This window comes from Streptomyces sp. NBC_01013 (assembly GCF_045162765.1).
Classification (GTDB): Bacteria; Actinomycetota; Actinomycetes; order Streptomycetales; family Streptomycetaceae; genus Streptomyces.
The window spans coordinates 4,680,064-4,695,724 of the sequence record NZ_CP108687.1 but is presented as its reverse complement, the minus strand read 5'-3'; the positions used below and the strand labels follow the sequence as shown (position 1 = coordinate 4,695,724).

General features: G+C 71.7%; 15 protein-coding genes. 5 read left to right on the top strand and 10 right to left on the bottom strand.

Features of this window, described 5'->3' with window-relative positions; all coding sequences use genetic code 11:
- Positions 1 to 26: 26 nt before the first annotated feature.
- Positions 27 to 1,451, top strand: coding sequence for a glutamate decarboxylase (locus tag OG538_RS20355; protein WP_406100224.1), 1,425 nt, complete (start codon positions 27 to 29; stop codon positions 1,449 to 1,451).
- A 77-nt stretch (positions 1,452 to 1,528) separates the two neighbouring features.
- On the opposite strand, the gene OG538_RS20350 is transcribed toward OG538_RS20355, so the two are convergent.
- The 5 genes from OG538_RS20350 to OG538_RS20330 form a co-directional block, all read right to left on the bottom strand.
- A complete protein-coding gene (locus OG538_RS20350; RefSeq protein WP_406095580.1) occupies positions 1,529 to 2,314 on the bottom strand; it encodes an ABC transporter permease in 786 nt (261 codons plus the stop codon).
- On the bottom strand, positions 2,311 to 3,261 hold the full coding sequence (locus OG538_RS20345) for an ATP-binding cassette domain-containing protein (protein WP_406095578.1): 951 nt from the start codon (positions 3,259 to 3,261) through the stop codon (positions 2,311 to 2,313). Before OG538_RS20345 ends, OG538_RS20350 begins: the two co-directional genes overlap by 4 nt.
- Before the next feature lie 74 nt (positions 3,262 to 3,335).
- Complete coding sequence (locus tag OG538_RS20340) at positions 3,336 to 3,977, bottom strand: PadR family transcriptional regulator (RefSeq protein WP_406095576.1); 642 nt, start codon at positions 3,975 to 3,977, stop codon at positions 3,336 to 3,338.
- 123 nt (positions 3,978 to 4,100) lie between these two features.
- On the bottom strand, positions 4,101 to 5,558 hold the full coding sequence (locus OG538_RS20335; protein WP_406095574.1) for an aldehyde dehydrogenase family protein: 1,458 nt from the start codon (positions 5,556 to 5,558) through the stop codon (positions 4,101 to 4,103).
- A 54-nt stretch (positions 5,559 to 5,612) separates the two neighbouring features.
- Positions 5,613 to 6,494 (bottom strand): helix-turn-helix domain-containing protein, encoded by an 882-nt coding sequence (locus OG538_RS20330; protein WP_406095572.1) that lies wholly within the window; start codon positions 6,492 to 6,494, stop codon positions 5,613 to 5,615.
- 311 nt (positions 6,495 to 6,805) lie between these two features.
- On the opposite strand from OG538_RS20330, the gene OG538_RS20325 reads away from it, so the two are divergent.
- The gene (locus OG538_RS20325; RefSeq protein WP_406095570.1) at positions 6,806 to 7,327 is read left to right on the top strand and encodes an ATP-binding protein; all 522 of its coding nucleotides are present in this window, start codon (positions 6,806 to 6,808) and stop codon (positions 7,325 to 7,327) included.
- 79 nt (positions 7,328 to 7,406) lie between these two features.
- Here OG538_RS20325 and OG538_RS20320 read toward each other — a convergent pair whose 3' ends face one another.
- On the bottom strand, positions 7,407 to 7,649 hold the full coding sequence (locus OG538_RS20320; RefSeq protein WP_250969074.1) for a DUF397 domain-containing protein: 243 nt from the start codon (positions 7,647 to 7,649) through the stop codon (positions 7,407 to 7,409).
- 250 nt (positions 7,650 to 7,899) lie between these two features.
- Here OG538_RS20320 and OG538_RS20315 point away from each other — a divergent pair, with 250 nt between their 5' ends.
- Positions 7,900 to 8,391 (top strand): hypothetical protein, encoded by a 492-nt coding sequence (locus tag OG538_RS20315; protein WP_406095568.1) that lies wholly within the window; start codon positions 7,900 to 7,902, stop codon positions 8,389 to 8,391.
- A gap of 28 nt (positions 8,392 to 8,419) precedes the next feature.
- Here the strand turns inward: OG538_RS20315 and OG538_RS20310 are convergent, their stop codons facing one another.
- The 3 genes from OG538_RS20310 to OG538_RS20300 form a co-directional block, all read right to left on the bottom strand.
- On the bottom strand, positions 8,420 to 10,573 hold the full coding sequence (locus tag OG538_RS20310) for an FUSC family protein (protein ID WP_406095566.1): 2,154 nt from the start codon (positions 10,571 to 10,573) through the stop codon (positions 8,420 to 8,422).
- A gap of 99 nt (positions 10,574 to 10,672) precedes the next feature.
- Positions 10,673 to 11,848 (bottom strand): DUF2786 domain-containing protein, encoded by a 1,176-nt coding sequence (locus OG538_RS20305; protein ID WP_406095565.1) that lies wholly within the window; start codon positions 11,846 to 11,848, stop codon positions 10,673 to 10,675.
- An 81-nt stretch (positions 11,849 to 11,929) separates the two neighbouring features.
- Complete coding sequence (locus OG538_RS20300; RefSeq protein WP_406095564.1) at positions 11,930 to 12,838, bottom strand: NADP-dependent oxidoreductase; 909 nt, start codon at positions 12,836 to 12,838, stop codon at positions 11,930 to 11,932.
- A gap of 146 nt (positions 12,839 to 12,984) precedes the next feature.
- Here OG538_RS20300 and OG538_RS20295 point away from each other — a divergent pair, with 146 nt between their 5' ends.
- Positions 12,985 to 14,691 carry a bifunctional 3'-5' exonuclease/DNA polymerase gene (locus tag OG538_RS20295; RefSeq protein WP_406095562.1) on the top strand — a complete coding sequence of 569 codons (1,707 nt, stop codon included), beginning with the start codon at positions 12,985 to 12,987 and terminating at the stop codon, positions 14,689 to 14,691.
- Between the two features lie 39 nt (positions 14,692 to 14,730).
- Here the strand turns inward: OG538_RS20295 and OG538_RS20290 are convergent, their stop codons facing one another.
- Entirely contained in the window at positions 14,731 to 14,928 is a 198-nt protein-coding gene (locus OG538_RS20290; RefSeq protein ID WP_406095561.1) for a hypothetical protein, read from the bottom strand.
- 47 nt (positions 14,929 to 14,975) lie between these two features.
- Between OG538_RS20290 and OG538_RS20285 the strand changes: the two genes are divergently transcribed.
- Entirely contained in the window at positions 14,976 to 15,656 is a 681-nt protein-coding gene (locus tag OG538_RS20285) for a phosphotransferase (protein ID WP_406095559.1), read from the top strand.
- The last annotated feature ends 5 nt before the right edge of the window (positions 15,657 to 15,661 follow it).

The window sequence follows — 15,661 nt, the reverse complement described above, 5'->3', positions numbered from 1 at the left end:
CGACAGCTGAGAAGGGCAGGTCTGCGATGCCGCTCCACAAGGGCCCCGCACACAGCACCGAACCGTCCGACCCGCGGCGCCGGCTCGCACTCAACCCGTTCTTCGGGGAGGCCGACCCGACCGCCGGGATGGAGTCCGCACCACCCCGGCACAAGCTGCCGGACGGACCGCTGCCGCCCGCCACCGCCTACGGCCTGGTCCATGACGAGCTGATGCTCGACGGCAACTCACGGCTCAACCTCGCCACCTTCGTCACCACCTGGATGGAACCCCAGGCCGGTGTGCTGATGAGCGAGTGCCGCGACAAGAACATGATCGACAAGGACGAGTACCCGCGCACCGCCGAACTGGAACGGCGCTGCGTGGCCATGCTCGCCGACCTCTGGAACGCCCCCGACCCCGCCACGGCCGTGGGCTGTTCGACGACCGGGTCCAGCGAGGCCTGCATGCTGGCCGCCATGGCGCTCAAACGCCGCTGGGCGGCCAAGAACGCCGACCGCTACCCCTCGACCGCCCGGCCCAACCTGGTCATGGGCGTCAACGTGCAGGTCTGCTGGGACAAGTTCTGCACGTTCTGGGAGGTCGAGCCGCGCCTCGTCCCGATGGAGGGCGACCGCTACCACCTCGACCCGCAGGCTGCCGCCGACCTCTGCGACGAGAACACCATCGGCGTCGTCGGCATCCTCGGTTCCACCTTCGACGGCAGCTACGAACCCATCGCCGAGCTCTGCGCGGCCCTCGACGCCCTTCAGGAGCGCACCGGCCTCGACATCCCCGTCCACGTCGACGGGGCGTCGGGTGCGATGGTGGCGCCGTTCCTGGACGAGGACCTGGTGTGGGACTTCCGCCTCCCCCGGGTGTCCTCGATCAACACCTCCGGGCACAAGTACGGCCTGGTCTACCCGGGCGTCGGCTGGGCACTGTGGCGCTCACCCGCCGAACTGCCCGAGGAGCTCGTCTTCCGGGTCAACTATCTCGGCGGGGACATGCCGACCTTCGCGCTGAACTTCTCCCGGCCGGGCGCCCAGGTCGTGGCGCAGTACTACACCTTCCTGCGGCTGGGCCGGGAGGGCTACCGCGCCGTGCAGCAGGCGTCCCGTGACGTGGCGATGGGACTGGCCAAGAAGTTCGAGGAGCTCGGCGACTTCCAACTGCTCACCCGCGGAGACCAACTGCCCGTCTTCGCGGTGACGACCAAGCCTGAGGTGACGGCGTACGACGTCTTCGACGTATCGCGCCGGCTGCGTGAGCACGGCTGGCTGGTGCCCGCGTACACCTTCCCGGCCAACCGGGAGGACCTCTCCGTGCTCCGGATCGTGTGCCGCAACGGCTTCTCGTCGGACCTGGCGGAACTGCTGCTGGAGGACCTTCGGTTGCTGCTGCCGGAGCTGCGCAGCCAGGCGCGCCCGTTGAGCGCCGAGCACGGCCCGGCGACGTCGTTCCACCACTGAGCGCCGCCCCGGACCGGGCGAGGCGCTCCGCCCCCGCCTGCGAACGCCGGCGGGGGCGGAGCGGTGCGGCGCGCCGTTCAGCGACCCAGCCGCGCGAACCGCCGTACTGCCAGCGGGAAGAAGACCGCCAGCAGCGCCACCGGCCACGCGAGCGCCAGCAGTTCGGCATGGTCGGCGGCCCAGGACCCGCCACCGCCGCCCGGGTTCCCGAACAGGTCGCGCACCGCCGTGGCCGTCGCCGACATCGGGTTCCATTCGACGACCGCGCCCAGCCACCCCGGCATCGACTCCGGCACCGCGAAGACGTTGGAGAGGAAGCCGACCGGCCAGACCAGGATCTGCACCGCCTGCACCATCTCCGGCCGGCCCGCCACCAGCGCCAGCAGGATGCCGAGCCACAGCATCGCGAACCGCAACAGCAGGAGCAGCCCGAGGGCCCCCAGCGCCGCGAGCAGCCCGTGGTGCGGGCGCCAGCCGACCGCGTACCCGACGCCGGTCATGACGGCGAGAGCGGCCACCGACTGGAGCATGTCCGCGACAGCCCGCCCGACCAGCACCGCGCCGGAGACCATCGGCATCGAGCGGAACCGGTCGACCACCCCCTTGTTGAGGTCCTGGGTGACCGCGAGCATGGTCGACTCCAGGCCGAACGCCATGGTGAGCGCGAGCATGCCGGGCACCAGGTACTCGGTGGTGTCACCGTCGACCGCCCGGCCGCCGTCGACCAGGTAGTTGAACATCAGCAGGAGCATCACGGGGAAGACCAGCCCCACGACGACCTGCACCGGCTGCCGAGCCCAGTGCGCCAGTTCGCGCCTCGTCATGGTCCAGGAATCGGACACCGCCCAGCCCGCCGTACTCATACCGCCACCTCCACGTCGTCCTGCCTGCTCCCCGTCAGGGACAGGAACACCTCGTCCAGCGTCGGCCGGCGCAACGCGATGTCCTCCGCCTCGATACCCGCCTCCTCCAGGACCCGTACGGTCCGCGAGAGCGTCGCCATCCGGTCCCGCGCCGGCGCGCCGATCAGTCGCCGGTGCGGGTCCGTCACCGCCCCGCCCGCCAGCAGTGCGGCCGCGCGGTCCAGCTGCGCTCCGTCGCGGACGACGACATCGATCCGGTCGCCGCCCACCCGCGCCTTCAGTTCGTCGGCCGTGCCCTCGGCGGCGACCCGCCCGCCGTCGATCAGCGAAATCCGGTCCGCGAGCTGGTCGGCCTCTTCCAGGTACTGGGTGGTCAGCAGGACGGTCGTGCCGTCGCCCACCAGGCCCCGCACCGCCGCCCACACCTCGGCCCGGCCGCGCGGGTCGAGACCGGTCGTCGGCTCGTCGAGGAAGAGCACCTCGGGATCCGTGATCAGCGACGCGGCCAGATCGAGCCGCCGCCGCATGCCGCCGCTGTACTCCGCGACGGCCTTGCGGCCGGTGTCCGTGAGGCCGAAGCGGTCCAGCAGTTCGTCCGCCCGCGCCCCCGCCCGCCGGGCGCCCAGGTGGTACAGCCGCCCGAACATCTCCAGGTTCTGCCTCCCGCCGAGTTGCTCGTCCACCGCCGCGTGCTGGCCGAGCAGCCCGATCCGGCGCCGGACCTCGCCCGGCCGCTGCCGCACGTCGTGCCCCGCCACCTGGACACGGCCCTCGTCGTACCGCAGCAGCGTCGAGAGAATGCGGACGGCCGTGGTCTTCCCCGCCCCGTTGGGCCCGAGCACCGCGTGCACGGTGGAGCGGGCGACCGTGAGGTCGAGGCCGTCCAGCGCGCGCTTCGCGCCGTATCGCTTGTGCACTCCATCGACGACGATCGCGTCGTTCGGCATCGCCACACCCCCAATTAGTCAAACTTGACTAGCACCAGAAAAATAACGGGCCGCCACGCATTCGTCAAACTTGATTAGTGGAGGTCCTCCGGGTCGGGCGCCCCCGTCGCGTACGGGTTCTCCTCGCCCTCGGCCAGCACGCCGACGAACGGATCGCCCTCACCCGCGAAGGTGTACGCCCCGCCCTCGATGCGCTCGATCAGGCCCAGCGTCCACTGCGCGCCGGAGTCCGCCGAGTGCACCCACATGTTCATGATCTCGCCGATGTGTCCGATGGACTCGGGCCCCGCCTCGGGCGTGTAGTACTCGGTGACCGAGGTCCGCCACCGGGCAAGGCCCGCCACCCGCTCCTTCAGCAGGGCCACCGCCTCGGCCCGCTCCAGGTCGACGATCCCGCCCAGCCCGGCCGACAGCACGTCCAGCTTCTGGTCGTACGAGGTCAGCGCCGCGCGGAGCAGTGCGAAGTACTCCTCGTTGCCCTGCTCGGTGATCTCGTACTCGGTACGGGGCGGGCCGCCCACCGTGCTCGGGGCGACCTCGTGGGCGAGCAGGACGCCCTGCTTCGCCATCTGCTTCAGTGCGTGGTAGATCGACCCCGGCTTGGCGTTGGACCACTCGTGTGCGCCCCAGTACTCCAGGTCGTTGCGGATCTGATAGCCGTGCGCCCGGCCGTGCTGTCGCACCGCGCAGAGGACCAGCAACCGGATCGCTGACATCCCACCCACCTCTCTACTCAACTTTGACGAGAGTAGCGGTGCGGGGACCGGAGCATGAAAGGGCTTCGGCCATCAGGGTGCGGGGGCAGAGCGTGAAAGGGCTCCGGCCGTCAGGGTGCGGGCTCAGAGCGGGAACGGGCTCCGGCCGTGCTGGATCGATATCCACTTCTGGGTGGTGAAGGCCTCCACCGTCGCCCGGCCGTTCAGCCGGCCGGTCCCGGAGTTCTTCTCGCCGCCGAAGGCGACCAGCGGATCGTCCTGCACGGTGGCGTCGTTGACGTGGAACATGCCGCTGTCGATCCGCTGGGCGAAGCGCACCCCGCGTTCGGCGTCGGCGGTGTGCACGGCGCCGCTGAGCCCGTAGGGGCTGTCGTCGGCGATCCGCACGGCCTCCTCCTCGCCGTCGAACTCGATGAGCAGCGCCACCGGGCCGAAGATCTCCTGGGAGAGCAGCGGGGATTCGTCCGGGAGCCCGGTGAGCACGGTGGGCTCGACGAGGTTGCCGCGGGTGCGGCCCCGGACCAGCGCCGTGGCCCCCTCCGCGAGCGCCTGGTCGACCAGGGCGGTCAACGCGTCGGCCTGGAAGGTGTTGATGACCGGGCCGATCTGCGTCTCCGGGTCGCGCGGGTCGCCGGCCCTGAGCGCGGCCACCCGGGCGACGAACTTCTCGGTGAACTCGGGGGCGACGGCGCGGTCCACCAGGATCCGGTTCGCCGCCATACAGACCTGGCCCTGATAGACGAAGCGGCTGAAGACCGCGGAGTCGACCGCGTAGTCGATGTCCGCGTCGTCGAGCACCACCAAGGCGCTGTTGCCACTGAGTTCGAGAATGGTGCGCTTGAAGAGCGCGCCCGCCGTCGCTGCGACGTGGCGGCCCACCCGGTCCGTCCCGGCGAAGGAGATGACCTTGGGGACGGGGTGCTCGATGAACGCGTCGCCCACCTCGGCTATGTCGGTGACGACGACGTTGAGCAGCCCGGCGGGAAGCCCGGCCTCCTCGAAGATCCGGGCGATGAGGCCGCCGCCGGTCACCGGGGCGTTCTGGTTGGGCTTGACGACGACCGCGTTGCCGAGCGCCAGGGCCGGGGCGACGGACTTCATCGTCACCAGGAAGGGGAAGTTGAAGGGGCTGATGACGCCGATGACGCCGACCGGGATCCGGTAGAGGCGGTTCTCCTTGCCGTCGACCGGCGAGGGCAGGATCCGGCCTTCGGGGTGCAGCGCCTGGTGGGCGGCCTCGCGCAGGAAGTCCTGGGCCGCGCTCAGTTCGTACATCGCCTTCGCGCGGGTGCCGCCCAACTCGTCGATGACCGCTTCGACGATGTCCTCGGCCAGCTGCTCGGTGATCCGCACCGCCCGCTCCAGAACGTCGCGACGCTCGTACGGACTTGTGGCGGCCCACTCCCGCTGCGCGCGCTCGGCGGCGCGGTAGGCGAGGTCGATCTCCTCCGTGGTGGCAATCGTGATGGAGGCGAGCTTTTCCCCGTTGAAAGGATTGAAATCGATGATGTCCCACGAGCCGGTGCCGGTGCGCCATTCACCGTCTATGTACTGGGCGGCCAGCTCGTGGAAGAAGGACATGCGATCCCTTACTGCAGGTGCAGACTCCTGTCGGTACGTCATGGTACTGACAAATCAGGAGAGTTGGAGAAGACCACGGAGCAGATCCCGGCTCTCCTCCGGGCCCGGGCTGTCCTCGTGGAGCCGGGTCATCGCCTTTTCGTACTGGGCGACTTCTTCGGCCTTGTCCAGATAGAGCGCACTTGTCAGCTGCTCCAAATAGACAATGTCCGACAGATCGGATTCCGGGAATCGCAGCATCGTGAAGGAGCCGCTCTCGCCCGCGTGCCCGCCGAAACTGAACGGCATCACCTGGAGCGTGATGTTCGGCTGTTCCGACATTTCGATCAGATGCCGCAATTGGGCGCGCATCACTTCCCGTCCGCCGTAGGGGCGGCGCAGCGCCGCCTCGTCCAGCACCGCGTGGAAGCGTGGGGCCCGCTCGGAGACGAGCGCCTTCTGGCGCGCCAGACGCAGCGCCACCCGGCGGTCGATCTCGGCGGCGGGGGCTCCGCGCATGCCCCGCGAGACGACTGCGTGCGCATAGTCCTCGGTCTGCAACAGGCCGTGCACGAACTGGACTTCATAGATGCGGATGAGCGAGGCCGCGCCTTCCAGGCCGATGTACGTCTGGAACCAGCCGGGCAGCACGTCCCCGTAACTGTGCCACCAGCCCGCCACGTTGGCCTCCCGGGCAAGGCCGAGCAGGGAGTCGCGCTCCGCCTCGTCCGTGACTCCGTAGAGCGTGAGCAGGTCCTCGACGTCCCTGGCCTTGAAGCTCACCCGTCCCAACTCCATGCGGCTGATCTTCGATTCGGAAGCCCGGATGGAGTAGCCGGCCACCTCACGGGTGATGCCACGTGAGTCCCGCAGCCGCCTGAGCTGCGAGCCCAGCAGGATGCGCCGCACCACGGATCCACTCGACTCGCCTGCCGCCACTGGTCCAGCCCTCCCCATCGCTTCCTGGGCATCGGGGTCCCCCCGAACCCCAAGAGCCGGATTCTGCCATCAAAACGCTTCAGCCCGTACTCATTCGATTACGGAAATGAGAAGACTTCCCGGAGGTCCCGAAAATCCACAGAGGAAGAAATGAGCAAGAACCGGCACGGTATCGGACAGGTCAGGCGCGTGCACGTGCATCTGCCCTTGCATCTGCTGTGCGCATTCGGAACCATGGGCCTCGCGCACCTGCGTGCTCGTTCGTGTTGTGCCGCTGTACCCGTGTACCCGCAGTACCGATACAGCCGCGATTCCCGGGAGTGCCTCGCATGGGGACGAATGGATCGACGATGCTCGAGCCGTTACGGCAGGGGCTTCCCCCCATCGATCCCTCAGCCGTCTCCGGGTCAGCGACCTGCACCCTGCCCGCCCGCTTCGAAGCCGTCGGCGGGGCACGGCAGTTCACCCGGGCAACACTGAGTGGTTGGGGTCTGAGCGAGCGCTTCGACGATGTCGCGCTCGTCGTCTCCGAACTCGTCACCAACGCCCTGCGGCACGCCCTGCCCGCCGACACCCCGCGCGAGTCCCAGGATCCGCCGGTCCGGCTGCATCTGATGCGCTGGACCTCGCGACTGGTGTGCGCGGTGCGCGATCCCAGCCGGGCGAGCCCCGTCGCGTCCGAGGCGGAGGACTCCGCGGAGTCGGGCCGGGGTCTCTTCCTGGTGGATTCGTTCAGCGACTGCTGGGGCTGGCACCCTTCACCCGTACTGGCGACGGAGAGCACCGTCGCCGGGTCCGCGCCCCGCGGAAAGGTCGTCTGGGCTCTCTTCCGGCTGTCCGACCCGGCATGACACGGGCCGACCGCCGATCCGGCGTGACACAGGGGTGAAAGGCCCCGCCCCCCGGGAATGACGCTGCGGCAGGCCGCGCTCAGGCCTCCGCTATGAGGTGGTCGAACTCGCCGTCCTTCACGCCCAGCAGCAGGGCCTCTATCTCCGCGGGCGTATAGACCAGCGCCGGCCCGTCCGGGTGGCGTGAATTGCGCATCGCCACATCTCCGTCGGGCAGCTTCGCGAACTCCACGCAGGATCCCTGGGAGTTGCTGTGCCTGCTCTTCTGCCAGACGACTCCGCGAAGCTCTGTGGCCGCCATGCCGTTGTACACGTGGTGCACAGGACGCTCCCCGAGTTGCAAAGTGCAAGTGTCAACTGTCTCGGATCATAGCTGTGTTCAATTTCTGGTGCATGAGCGGATGCATGGGCAGATGCACGTGCACGCGGGGTGTTCCCCCGATTACAGCTCTCACAGAAGAAGGACGTACGGCAGGCCTGTTCCGCTCCCGATTCCGGAAGTTGACCCTTACGTCCCGGTGGCAACTCACTGGTAGCTTGGACGGTCATTCGTCTTCCAGGGGGAATTCCACATGCACAAACGCGTACGTACCGGCGCTGTCGTGGCCACCGGACTGCTGACCGCTCTCGCCCTCACCGGGTGCAGCAGCGACAGCGGCAAGGACGGCGCGGACGGCAGTTCCGGCTCCACGGCCGCCCCTACGCCCGCGGGCAGCGGCAGCGCCGACGCCGGCTCCGGGGCGGACGACGCCGCCGGGGGCCTCAAGGCGCTGGAGGGAGCCTGGGCCGGGCTGACCGACGGCAAGGCGGTGGTGCTGTCCGTCGCATCCGGGAAGGCCGTGGTCGTCGCCGACTCCCATGTCTGCTCGGGCACCGCCAAGGACATGGGCAAGCCGATGCTGGCACTGACGTGCGCCGACGGCAACACCGACCGGACCATGGGAGCCATCGAGTCCAACGACGGCAAGACCGTCGTCGTCTCGTGGGACGGCGGCACCAAGGACACTCTCGCCAAGACGGACGCCGACTCGCTGGAAGGCCTGCCGGACCTTCCGACCCCGTGACCGCCTCGGCGGCCGGGGCTCCGACTCCTCAGTCGTCGTCGGACCCGCGGGAGTGCGCACCGGAACCGCTGTCCAGGCTCCCGGAGAACTCCTCCAGGGCTTCGAGCAGGAGGTCGGCCCCGTTCCGTACGACCGGGTCCGCCCCTCCCCCGCTCATCCGCTCCTCCTCGTCCCACTTCTCCAGCGCCTCCCGCACCGCCGTCCAGTCCGGTACGCGCCGCTCCCGCACCGCCTTCGCACCCTGCTCGGTGGCCCGGCGCAGCGCCTCGGCGAGTGGGGCGGCCGCCGGTACGGGAGTGGCTCCGCCCTCCGGGAGGTGGGCCTCCATCAGCATCGCGACCCGGCCGAGCTGGGCGAGTGCGTGCTGGGTGCCGTCTGCGGCGGCGTGCGAGAGACCGCGGTGGCGCACCGGTTCGTGCTGGGCCGTGGCCACCGCCTCCTGCCAGGCGACGCGCGCGTTCCGGGTGGCCAGCAGTGCCTGACGGACGTCGTCGTGGCCGCGGTAGGCCGGATCGGCGTACTGGTCGACGACCGAGGCGGCGTAACGGCCGTCCTCCTTCAGCCAGTCACCGAGCCGTCCGCGCAGCCGCGGGGTCTCCCACGCCGGGTAGACGGCGTACGAGATCATGGCGATGAGACCGCCGAGGAGGGTCAGCAGAACCCTTTCGAGCACGGTCTGCGACAGGTCGTCGCCCGCCATGCCGAGCAGGAAGACCACGTACGCGGCGACGCAGGCCTGGCCGACGGCGTAGCCGGTCCGCATCAGCAGGTACATCAGCAGGGCGCAGGCCACGGCGAGCACGGCGGAGAGCCCCGCACGGGGGTGCGCCGCCTGCACGATCACGCTGGCGACGAAGACCCCCACGACGGTGCCGCCGAAGCGCGCCACGGACCGTTCGTACGTCCGGGAGAACTCCGGCCGCATGACCATGACGGCCGCCATCGGCACCCAGTAGCCGTGGCCGAACGGCAGCGCCAGGCCCAGCAGGTAGCCGACCCCGGCGACCACCGAGATCCTGATGGCGTGCCGCAGGATCGGCGAGCCGCGGTGCAGCTCGCCGCGCATCGACCCGATCACCACCGGAACCAGCCGCACCAGGGTGGGCCGTTGGTGGTGCTCGGCGGGGATCCGGCCGCCCCGTCCGGCCTCGATGGCCTCGGCGGCCTCGGCGGCCTCTGCCCGCTCCTCCTTGGTGCCGTCGCCCTCGGCCGCCTCGATGACGTCGGAGAGCAGGGCGGCGAGCCGGTCGGCGGCGCGGAGCGGGGGGCCGGCGAGCAGCGCGCCGGTGTCGGGCGTCTTCAGCGCGGCGACGGCGGGCGCGGGAAGCCGCACCGGGTCGCCGTGACGGATCGCCCGCGCGGCCGCGTCGAGCAGGGATCCGGCGGCGGCGAGGAGCTCACGGACCCGGTCGCGCTCCGGGCCCTCGGAGGGCACGCCCATCGCAGGGTCCGCGAGGGAGGCGAGGACCGGTCGGATCCGTTCGGCGGCGCCGCGCGAGCCGTGCAGTTCCGCGGGGCGCCGCCGGGCCTGGCGGGCGGTGACGGCGGCGGCCCTGCGGGCTTCCATCAGGGGCGCGGGGTCGAAGTGGGCGACGGGGTCGTGACGCAGCCGGCGGGCGTAGTCGGCCTCGCCGGCCAGCGCGTCGGCCAGGGCGTCGCGCTGGGCTCCCCATCTGCGGACCGGGAACAGCACGATGAGCACGGCCTGGACCACCCCGCCGAACGTGATCATCAGGGCGTGCAGGGCCGCCTCGGCGACGGACGTGGGCAGGGTGATCGTCACCAGCATGATCGCGACGTTGGACGCGGCGATGATGCCGCCCGTCGGACCTGCCGCCCAGGCCATCCCCGCGAGAAAGGTCCAGAGCACCAGCAGGGCCAGGAAGAGCGCAAGATGGGAGCCGGTGACGTAGCCGAGGAACGTGGACATGCCGAGGCTGAAGCCGGAGACCAGGGCGAGCACGGGGCGGGGGCGCCAGCTGCGCTGGAAGGTGGCGATCGCCGCCTGGAAGGCGCCGAACGCGGAGCTGGCCGCGACGACGGGCCCGAACAGGGCGAGGGTCACGCCGATCACCAGCGCGAGACCCGCCGCGCCGCGGATGGCGATCAGCGGTTCGAGGCGCGCCTTCTCGATCGTCAGCCCCGAGCGCGCGGTCTCCCTCAGCGCCCGGAGCCAGCTCATGCCCAGAGCCTAACCGGATTTTCCGATATGCCCGAGTTGTCAGGTGCGGATTTCCGGCTCGCGCACCGGTCCACGCGCCGCCGGGACGGGCCGTGGGCGTCAGCCGGAGATCTCCGGCCTGCCCCCGCCCATCCTGGCCCGGTCCGCCGCAGCCGTCCCGTGGGTCCAGCCGTCCAGGTCCGTGGCACCGCGGACCCGGGTGGTCGTGGTCTCGGGGAACATCTTCTCGGCGGCGTCGGTGACCGCCACGTCCCGCGCGGCCAGCACGGGCAGCAGACCTGCCCCGGCGGACGGAGCGCCTGCGGCGGCGCCCTCGGCGTCGGCCTCGGCGGTGGCGCGGGCGGTGCCGTCGGCCAGCCGTCCGCCCAGACGCTGGGCGTAGGCCATCAGGAAAGACTGCCGGAAGGTCTTGGTCCGCTTGCGGCCGCCGGCCCGCTGGCCCGCCTCGGCCCGGGTCATCGCCGCCGTGCCCTGTACCAGCAGCGAGGTGTGGAGCAGCTCGACCGCCTCCAGGTCCGGCTCGAAGCCGACCACCGTCGAGAAGCCGAGGTCGCTGTTCCACACGGCCCGGCAGCGGTTCGCCGAGGCGACTGCGTCGAGCAGGATCGCCTTGGCCGTCTCGTACGGGGCGTCCACCCCGATCCGGCAGGCACCGGGCACACTGCCGCTGTGCGTACGCGCCGCCAGCAGCGCCTCGTCGATGCTGTGCCGGGCCATCAGCTCCTGCGCCTTGGTGGTGAGCGCCTCCGCCTCCTCCGGGAAGCCGGTCGCCTCCGCCTTGGCCAGCAGCGCGCGGATCCGGGTCAGCATGCGCGGTTCGTCGTGCGAGGGCGGCAGGTGCAGGGTGTCGCGCAAGGCGCCGGGCGGCGGCCCGACGGGTTCGATCGCGGGCAGCCGGAGCAGCAGCCGGTAGAGCGCCAGGAGCGCGGAGGCGTACGAGAAGCGGTCCGGCCGCCCCGCCTGTGGCGGGGCGGGCAGCTCGTCCAGCTGTTCCTGCCAGCGGGGCGGCAGCACCTCGTACCGCCGGACCTCCGAGCCGATCAGCCCGGCGGCCAGGCCGGCCGCGTGCTCGTCCAGTTCGCGGCGGACGACACGCACGAGATCGGCGGGCAGCCAGCCACGGCCCCAGGCGCGCCGGACGAACTCCTCGCCCCGGCGCAGCAGCTCCGCGTCGGCCGCGAGGTCGGCGGCGAGGAGGGACGCGCCGGTGTCGAGGCCACGGTCGCCGTCCGAGTACAGCGCCGCCGCGAAGGCCTGGTCGATCACCGGTTCCATGAGGTCAGGGTAGACAGGGAAGCCGCGGCGGAATTCATCCACACCCTGTGGACAACGGGTGGCCGCCGCGCCCGCCCTCCCTCACGGCAGCAGGACGACCTTCCCGCGCACGTGGCCCGCCTCGCTCAGCTCCTGCGCCCTGGCCGCCTCGGTCAGCGGGAGCGTTTCGGCGACGGGCACCCGCAGCTCGCCGTCGGCCGCGCGGCGGGCGTGCTCGGCGAGCTGCTGCCCGGACCGGGAGCCCCCGCCGGAGAAGGCCACGCCGTATTTCGCCGCATCCGGGTCGGCGATGGTGACGATCCGCTCGGTGCCGCCGCGCAGCTCGATGGAGTCCGGCAGCGCGCCGCGCCCCGACGCGTCGAAGACCGCGTCCACTCCCTGGGGAGCGAGTTCGCGCACCCGGCCGACCAGCCCGTCCCCGTACTCCACCGGCGTCGCGCCGAGCACCCGCAAGTAGTCGTGGTTACCCGGGGAGGCCGTGCCGATCACCGTCGCGCCGCGGGCCGCCGCCAGCTGGACCGCGGCCGATCCGACGGCTCCGGCCGCCCCGTGCAGCAACAGGGTCTCCCCCGACTCCACGGCCAGTTCGTCCAGGACGCGCTGGGCGGTGTTCGTCGCGATGGTCAGGGCGGCCGCGTCCGGCCAGCTCAGCTCCGCGGGCTTGGGGGCGACGAGAGCGGCGTCGGCCAGGGCGTACTCGGCGTACGAACCGGTGGCGCTCCAGCCCAGCACCTCGTCGCCCACCGCGACACCGGTGACCCCCTCACCGGTCACGTCGACCACCCCGGCGAACTCGACGCCCGGAATCGCCGGGAGCGAGGTCGGGAACACGTCCTCCATCCAGCCGCGCCGGATCTTGTAGTCCATCGGGTTGACGGCGGCAGCCCGGACCTTCACCCGCACCTGCCCGGGTCCGGGATGCGGGTCCTCGACCCGGGCCGGATGCAGTACCTCGGGTCCGCCGAACTCCTCGAAAACGATCGCTTCCATCGTGTCGTCTGCCTCCTCGTCGGAACGGATCCGGGCCGGGGCCTGTGCTGAGAATCCCGCCCTCCCGGGCCCGGATCCATCCTTCCAGCGTCCCCTCTCCCGCGCGCTCCGCCTCGCTGTCAGTGCCGGGTGCCACACTCGAATCCATGACCGAACGCTGGGCTGTGGCCGTCACGGAGAGCGGTGGCGCGCGCCTCGCCCCGCTGGACCGCGCCGGCCGGCCCACCGCCCCGCTCGTCACCGAACCGGACCTGGCCGAGGCCGTCCGCACCCGGCCCGAGGTCACCCGCTGGGTGTGGCGTTCGACGGCCGAGGTCTACCCCCGGCTGCTGGCCGCCGGGGTGCCGGTCGCCCGTTGTTACGACATCGAGGTCGCCGAATCCCTGCTGCTGGGGCACGAGGGCCGGCTCGGCGAGCCCCGTTCGGCCGCGGCCGCCCACGCCCGCCTGCTGCGCGGCCCGGTGCCGCCCGACCCGCCGCCCCGCTCCGCCGTACCAGGCTCCCAGTCCTCCCTGTTCGAGCCGCAGTCGGGGACCGGCCTGCCGTTCGACGCCCTGCTCCAGGTGTATGCGGACCAGCTCGCCCGCCACGACGCCACGGACCGGCCGGGCCGTATGAGTCTGCTGACGGCCGCCGAGTCCGCCGGCATGCTGGTCGCCGCCGAGATGAACCGCTCGGGCCTGCCCTGGCGGGCCGATGTCCACCGTGAGGTGCTGCACGAACTCCTCGGCGAGCGGTACGCGGGCGGTGGCGAGCCCCGGAAGCTGGCCGAGCTCGCCGACGAGGTGTCCGCCGCCTTCGGCCGCAGGGTGCGCCCGGACCTTCCCGCCGACGTGGTGAAGGCCTTCGCGCAGGCCGGCATCAAGGTGCGCTCGACCCGCCGCTGGGAGCTGGAGGAGCTGGACCATCCGGCGGTACGGCCCCTCGTCCAGTACAAGAAGCTGTACCGGATCTGGACGGCGCACGGCTGGAGCTGGCTCCAGGACTGGGTCCGCGACGGCCGCTTCCGCCCCGAGTACCAGCCCGGCGGCACGGTCAGCGGCCGCTGGACGACCAACGGCGGCGGGGCGCTGCAGATCCCCAAGGTGATCCGGCGGGCAGTGGTCGCCGACGAGGGCTGGCGGCTGGTCGTCTCGGACGCCGACCAGATGGAGCCGCGTGTGCTGGCCGCCATCTCCCGCGACCCGGGCCTGATGGAGGTGGCCGGCCACGACGGCGACCTGTACACCGCCCTGTCCGACCGCGCCTTCCACGGCGACCGCGACCACGCCAAGATCGCCCTGCTCGGCGCGGTCTACGGCCAGACGTCGGGGGACGGCCTGAAGAACCTGGCCGCACTGCGCCGGAGGTTCCCGCGGGCGGTCGCCTATGTGGACGACGCCGCGAAGGCCGGCGAGGAGGGCCGTCTCGTACGCACCTGGCTGGGCCGGACCAGCCCGCCCGCCGCGGGCAGCGGGGACGACGGGGAGGCCGGCATACCGCAGGAGAGCGACGATCGGCCGGACGGCTCCGAGCCGGCGGACGGCGCGTTCACACCGGGCTACGCCTCCTCCAACGCCCGTGCCCGCGGCCGCTTCACCCGTAACTTCGTGGTGCAGGGCAGTGCGGCCGACTGGGCGCTGCTGCTTCTGGCGGCGCTGCGGCAGTCGATCGCGGCGGCCGGACTCCGGGCCGAACTGGTCTTCTTCCAGCACGACGAGGTGATCGTGCACTGCCCCCAGGAGGAGGCCGAGACCGTCGTGGAGGCGATTCGGGCGGCCGGTGAACTGGCCGGACGGACCGCCTTCGGTGACACGCCGGTGCGCTTCCCGTTCACCACGGCGGTGGTGGAGCGGTACTCGGACGCGAAGTGACCGGGACCGGTCCCGGTGCCCGGCCGGGACCCGCCGGCCTCACCCGGCCTCGCGGCCGGGTGAACGCGACGAGTCGGCGGTCGTACCGGACAGTGTCCGGACACCGGTGGCGGTGGCGTCCATTGAGTACGAGGTGTCCCCTCCCGCTCCGTGCACCGGCAGCTCGGTACCGAGGCCGGGAGTCCCGACGAAGGTCGGGGCCGGTCCGGTGTGACCGGCGGCGATACGGTGAAACACCCGCGAGCGGCCTCCCCGCGCACGGCCCGCGCGAGTAGGTTCCTCCCATGCGAATAGGCCAGATGCTGGGCAGCGGGCGCTCCGCCGACGTATACGAACTGGACGAGCTGTGGGTCCTGCGGCGCTACCGCGACGGACTGGACGCCACCCGCGAACTGCCCGTCATGTCCTATCTCTCGGCCTCGGGCTACCCGGTCCCCCGGCTGGGCCCGCAGCCCCCGTCGGCCGGCCCCGGCGATCTGGTCCTGCAGCGGCTGACCGGTCCCACGATGCTGGAGTCGCTGCTCAACGGCGGCATCAGCGGGGCCGAGGGCTCCGCCGTACTCGCCCGGTTGCTCGCTGACCTGCACACCATCCCGGCCCGCGTCTCGCCGGACCCCGAGGACCGGATCCTCCACCTCGACCTGCATCCGGACAACGTGATGCTGACCGCCGACGGCCCCGTGGTGATCGACTGGAGCAACACCGAGGAGGGGCCGCCGGCCCTGGACCGGGCCATGTCGGCGCTGATCCTGGCCCAGGTGGCCGTCGCCCCGGACGGCCCGGCGGCGGACGGCGCTCGCGAGTTGCTGACCGCCCTGATGCCGCACCTCATGGCGGAGGGCGGGATACCGGCCGGCCGCCTCGCCGACGTGGCCGCCCGCCGCGCCGCCAACCCGACGATGAGCGCGGCCGAGCGGGCCCTCATCGGCGAGGCGGTGACCCTGGTCACCGCACTCTCCCGCTGAGGTCC

Bases quoted from the DNA above. Each gene is read 5' to 3' on its own strand.
- OG538_RS20355 (WP_406100224.1), top strand. From the start codon at position 27: ATGCCGCTCCACAAGGGCCCCGCACACAGCACCGAACCGTCCGACCCG.
- OG538_RS20350 (WP_406095580.1), bottom strand. From the start codon at position 2,314: ATGAGTACGGCGGGCTGGGCGGTGTCCGATTCCTGGACCATGACGAGG.
- OG538_RS20345 (WP_406095578.1), bottom strand. From the start codon at position 3,261: ATGCCGAACGACGCGATCGTCGTCGATGGAGTGCACAAGCGATACGGC.
- OG538_RS20340 (WP_406095576.1), bottom strand. From the start codon at position 3,977: ATGTCAGCGATCCGGTTGCTGGTCCTCTGCGCGGTGCGACAGCACGGC.
- OG538_RS20335 (WP_406095574.1), bottom strand. From the start codon at position 5,558: ATGTCCTTCTTCCACGAGCTGGCCGCCCAGTACATAGACGGTGAATGG.
- OG538_RS20330 (WP_406095572.1), bottom strand. From the start codon at position 6,494: ATGGGGAGGGCTGGACCAGTGGCGGCAGGCGAGTCGAGTGGATCCGTG.
- OG538_RS20325 (WP_406095570.1), top strand. From the start codon at position 6,806: ATGGGGACGAATGGATCGACGATGCTCGAGCCGTTACGGCAGGGGCTT.
- OG538_RS20315 (WP_406095568.1), top strand. From the start codon at position 7,900: ATGCACAAACGCGTACGTACCGGCGCTGTCGTGGCCACCGGACTGCTG.
- OG538_RS20310 (WP_406095566.1), bottom strand. From the start codon at position 10,573: ATGAGCTGGCTCCGGGCGCTGAGGGAGACCGCGCGCTCGGGGCTGACG.
- OG538_RS20305 (WP_406095565.1), bottom strand. From the start codon at position 11,848: ATGGAACCGGTGATCGACCAGGCCTTCGCGGCGGCGCTGTACTCGGAC.
- OG538_RS20300 (WP_406095564.1), bottom strand. From the start codon at position 12,838: ATGGAAGCGATCGTTTTCGAGGAGTTCGGCGGACCCGAGGTACTGCAT.
- OG538_RS20295 (WP_406095562.1), top strand. From the start codon at position 12,985: ATGACCGAACGCTGGGCTGTGGCCGTCACGGAGAGCGGTGGCGCGCGC.
- OG538_RS20285 (WP_406095559.1), top strand. From the start codon at position 14,976: ATGCGAATAGGCCAGATGCTGGGCAGCGGGCGCTCCGCCGACGTATAC.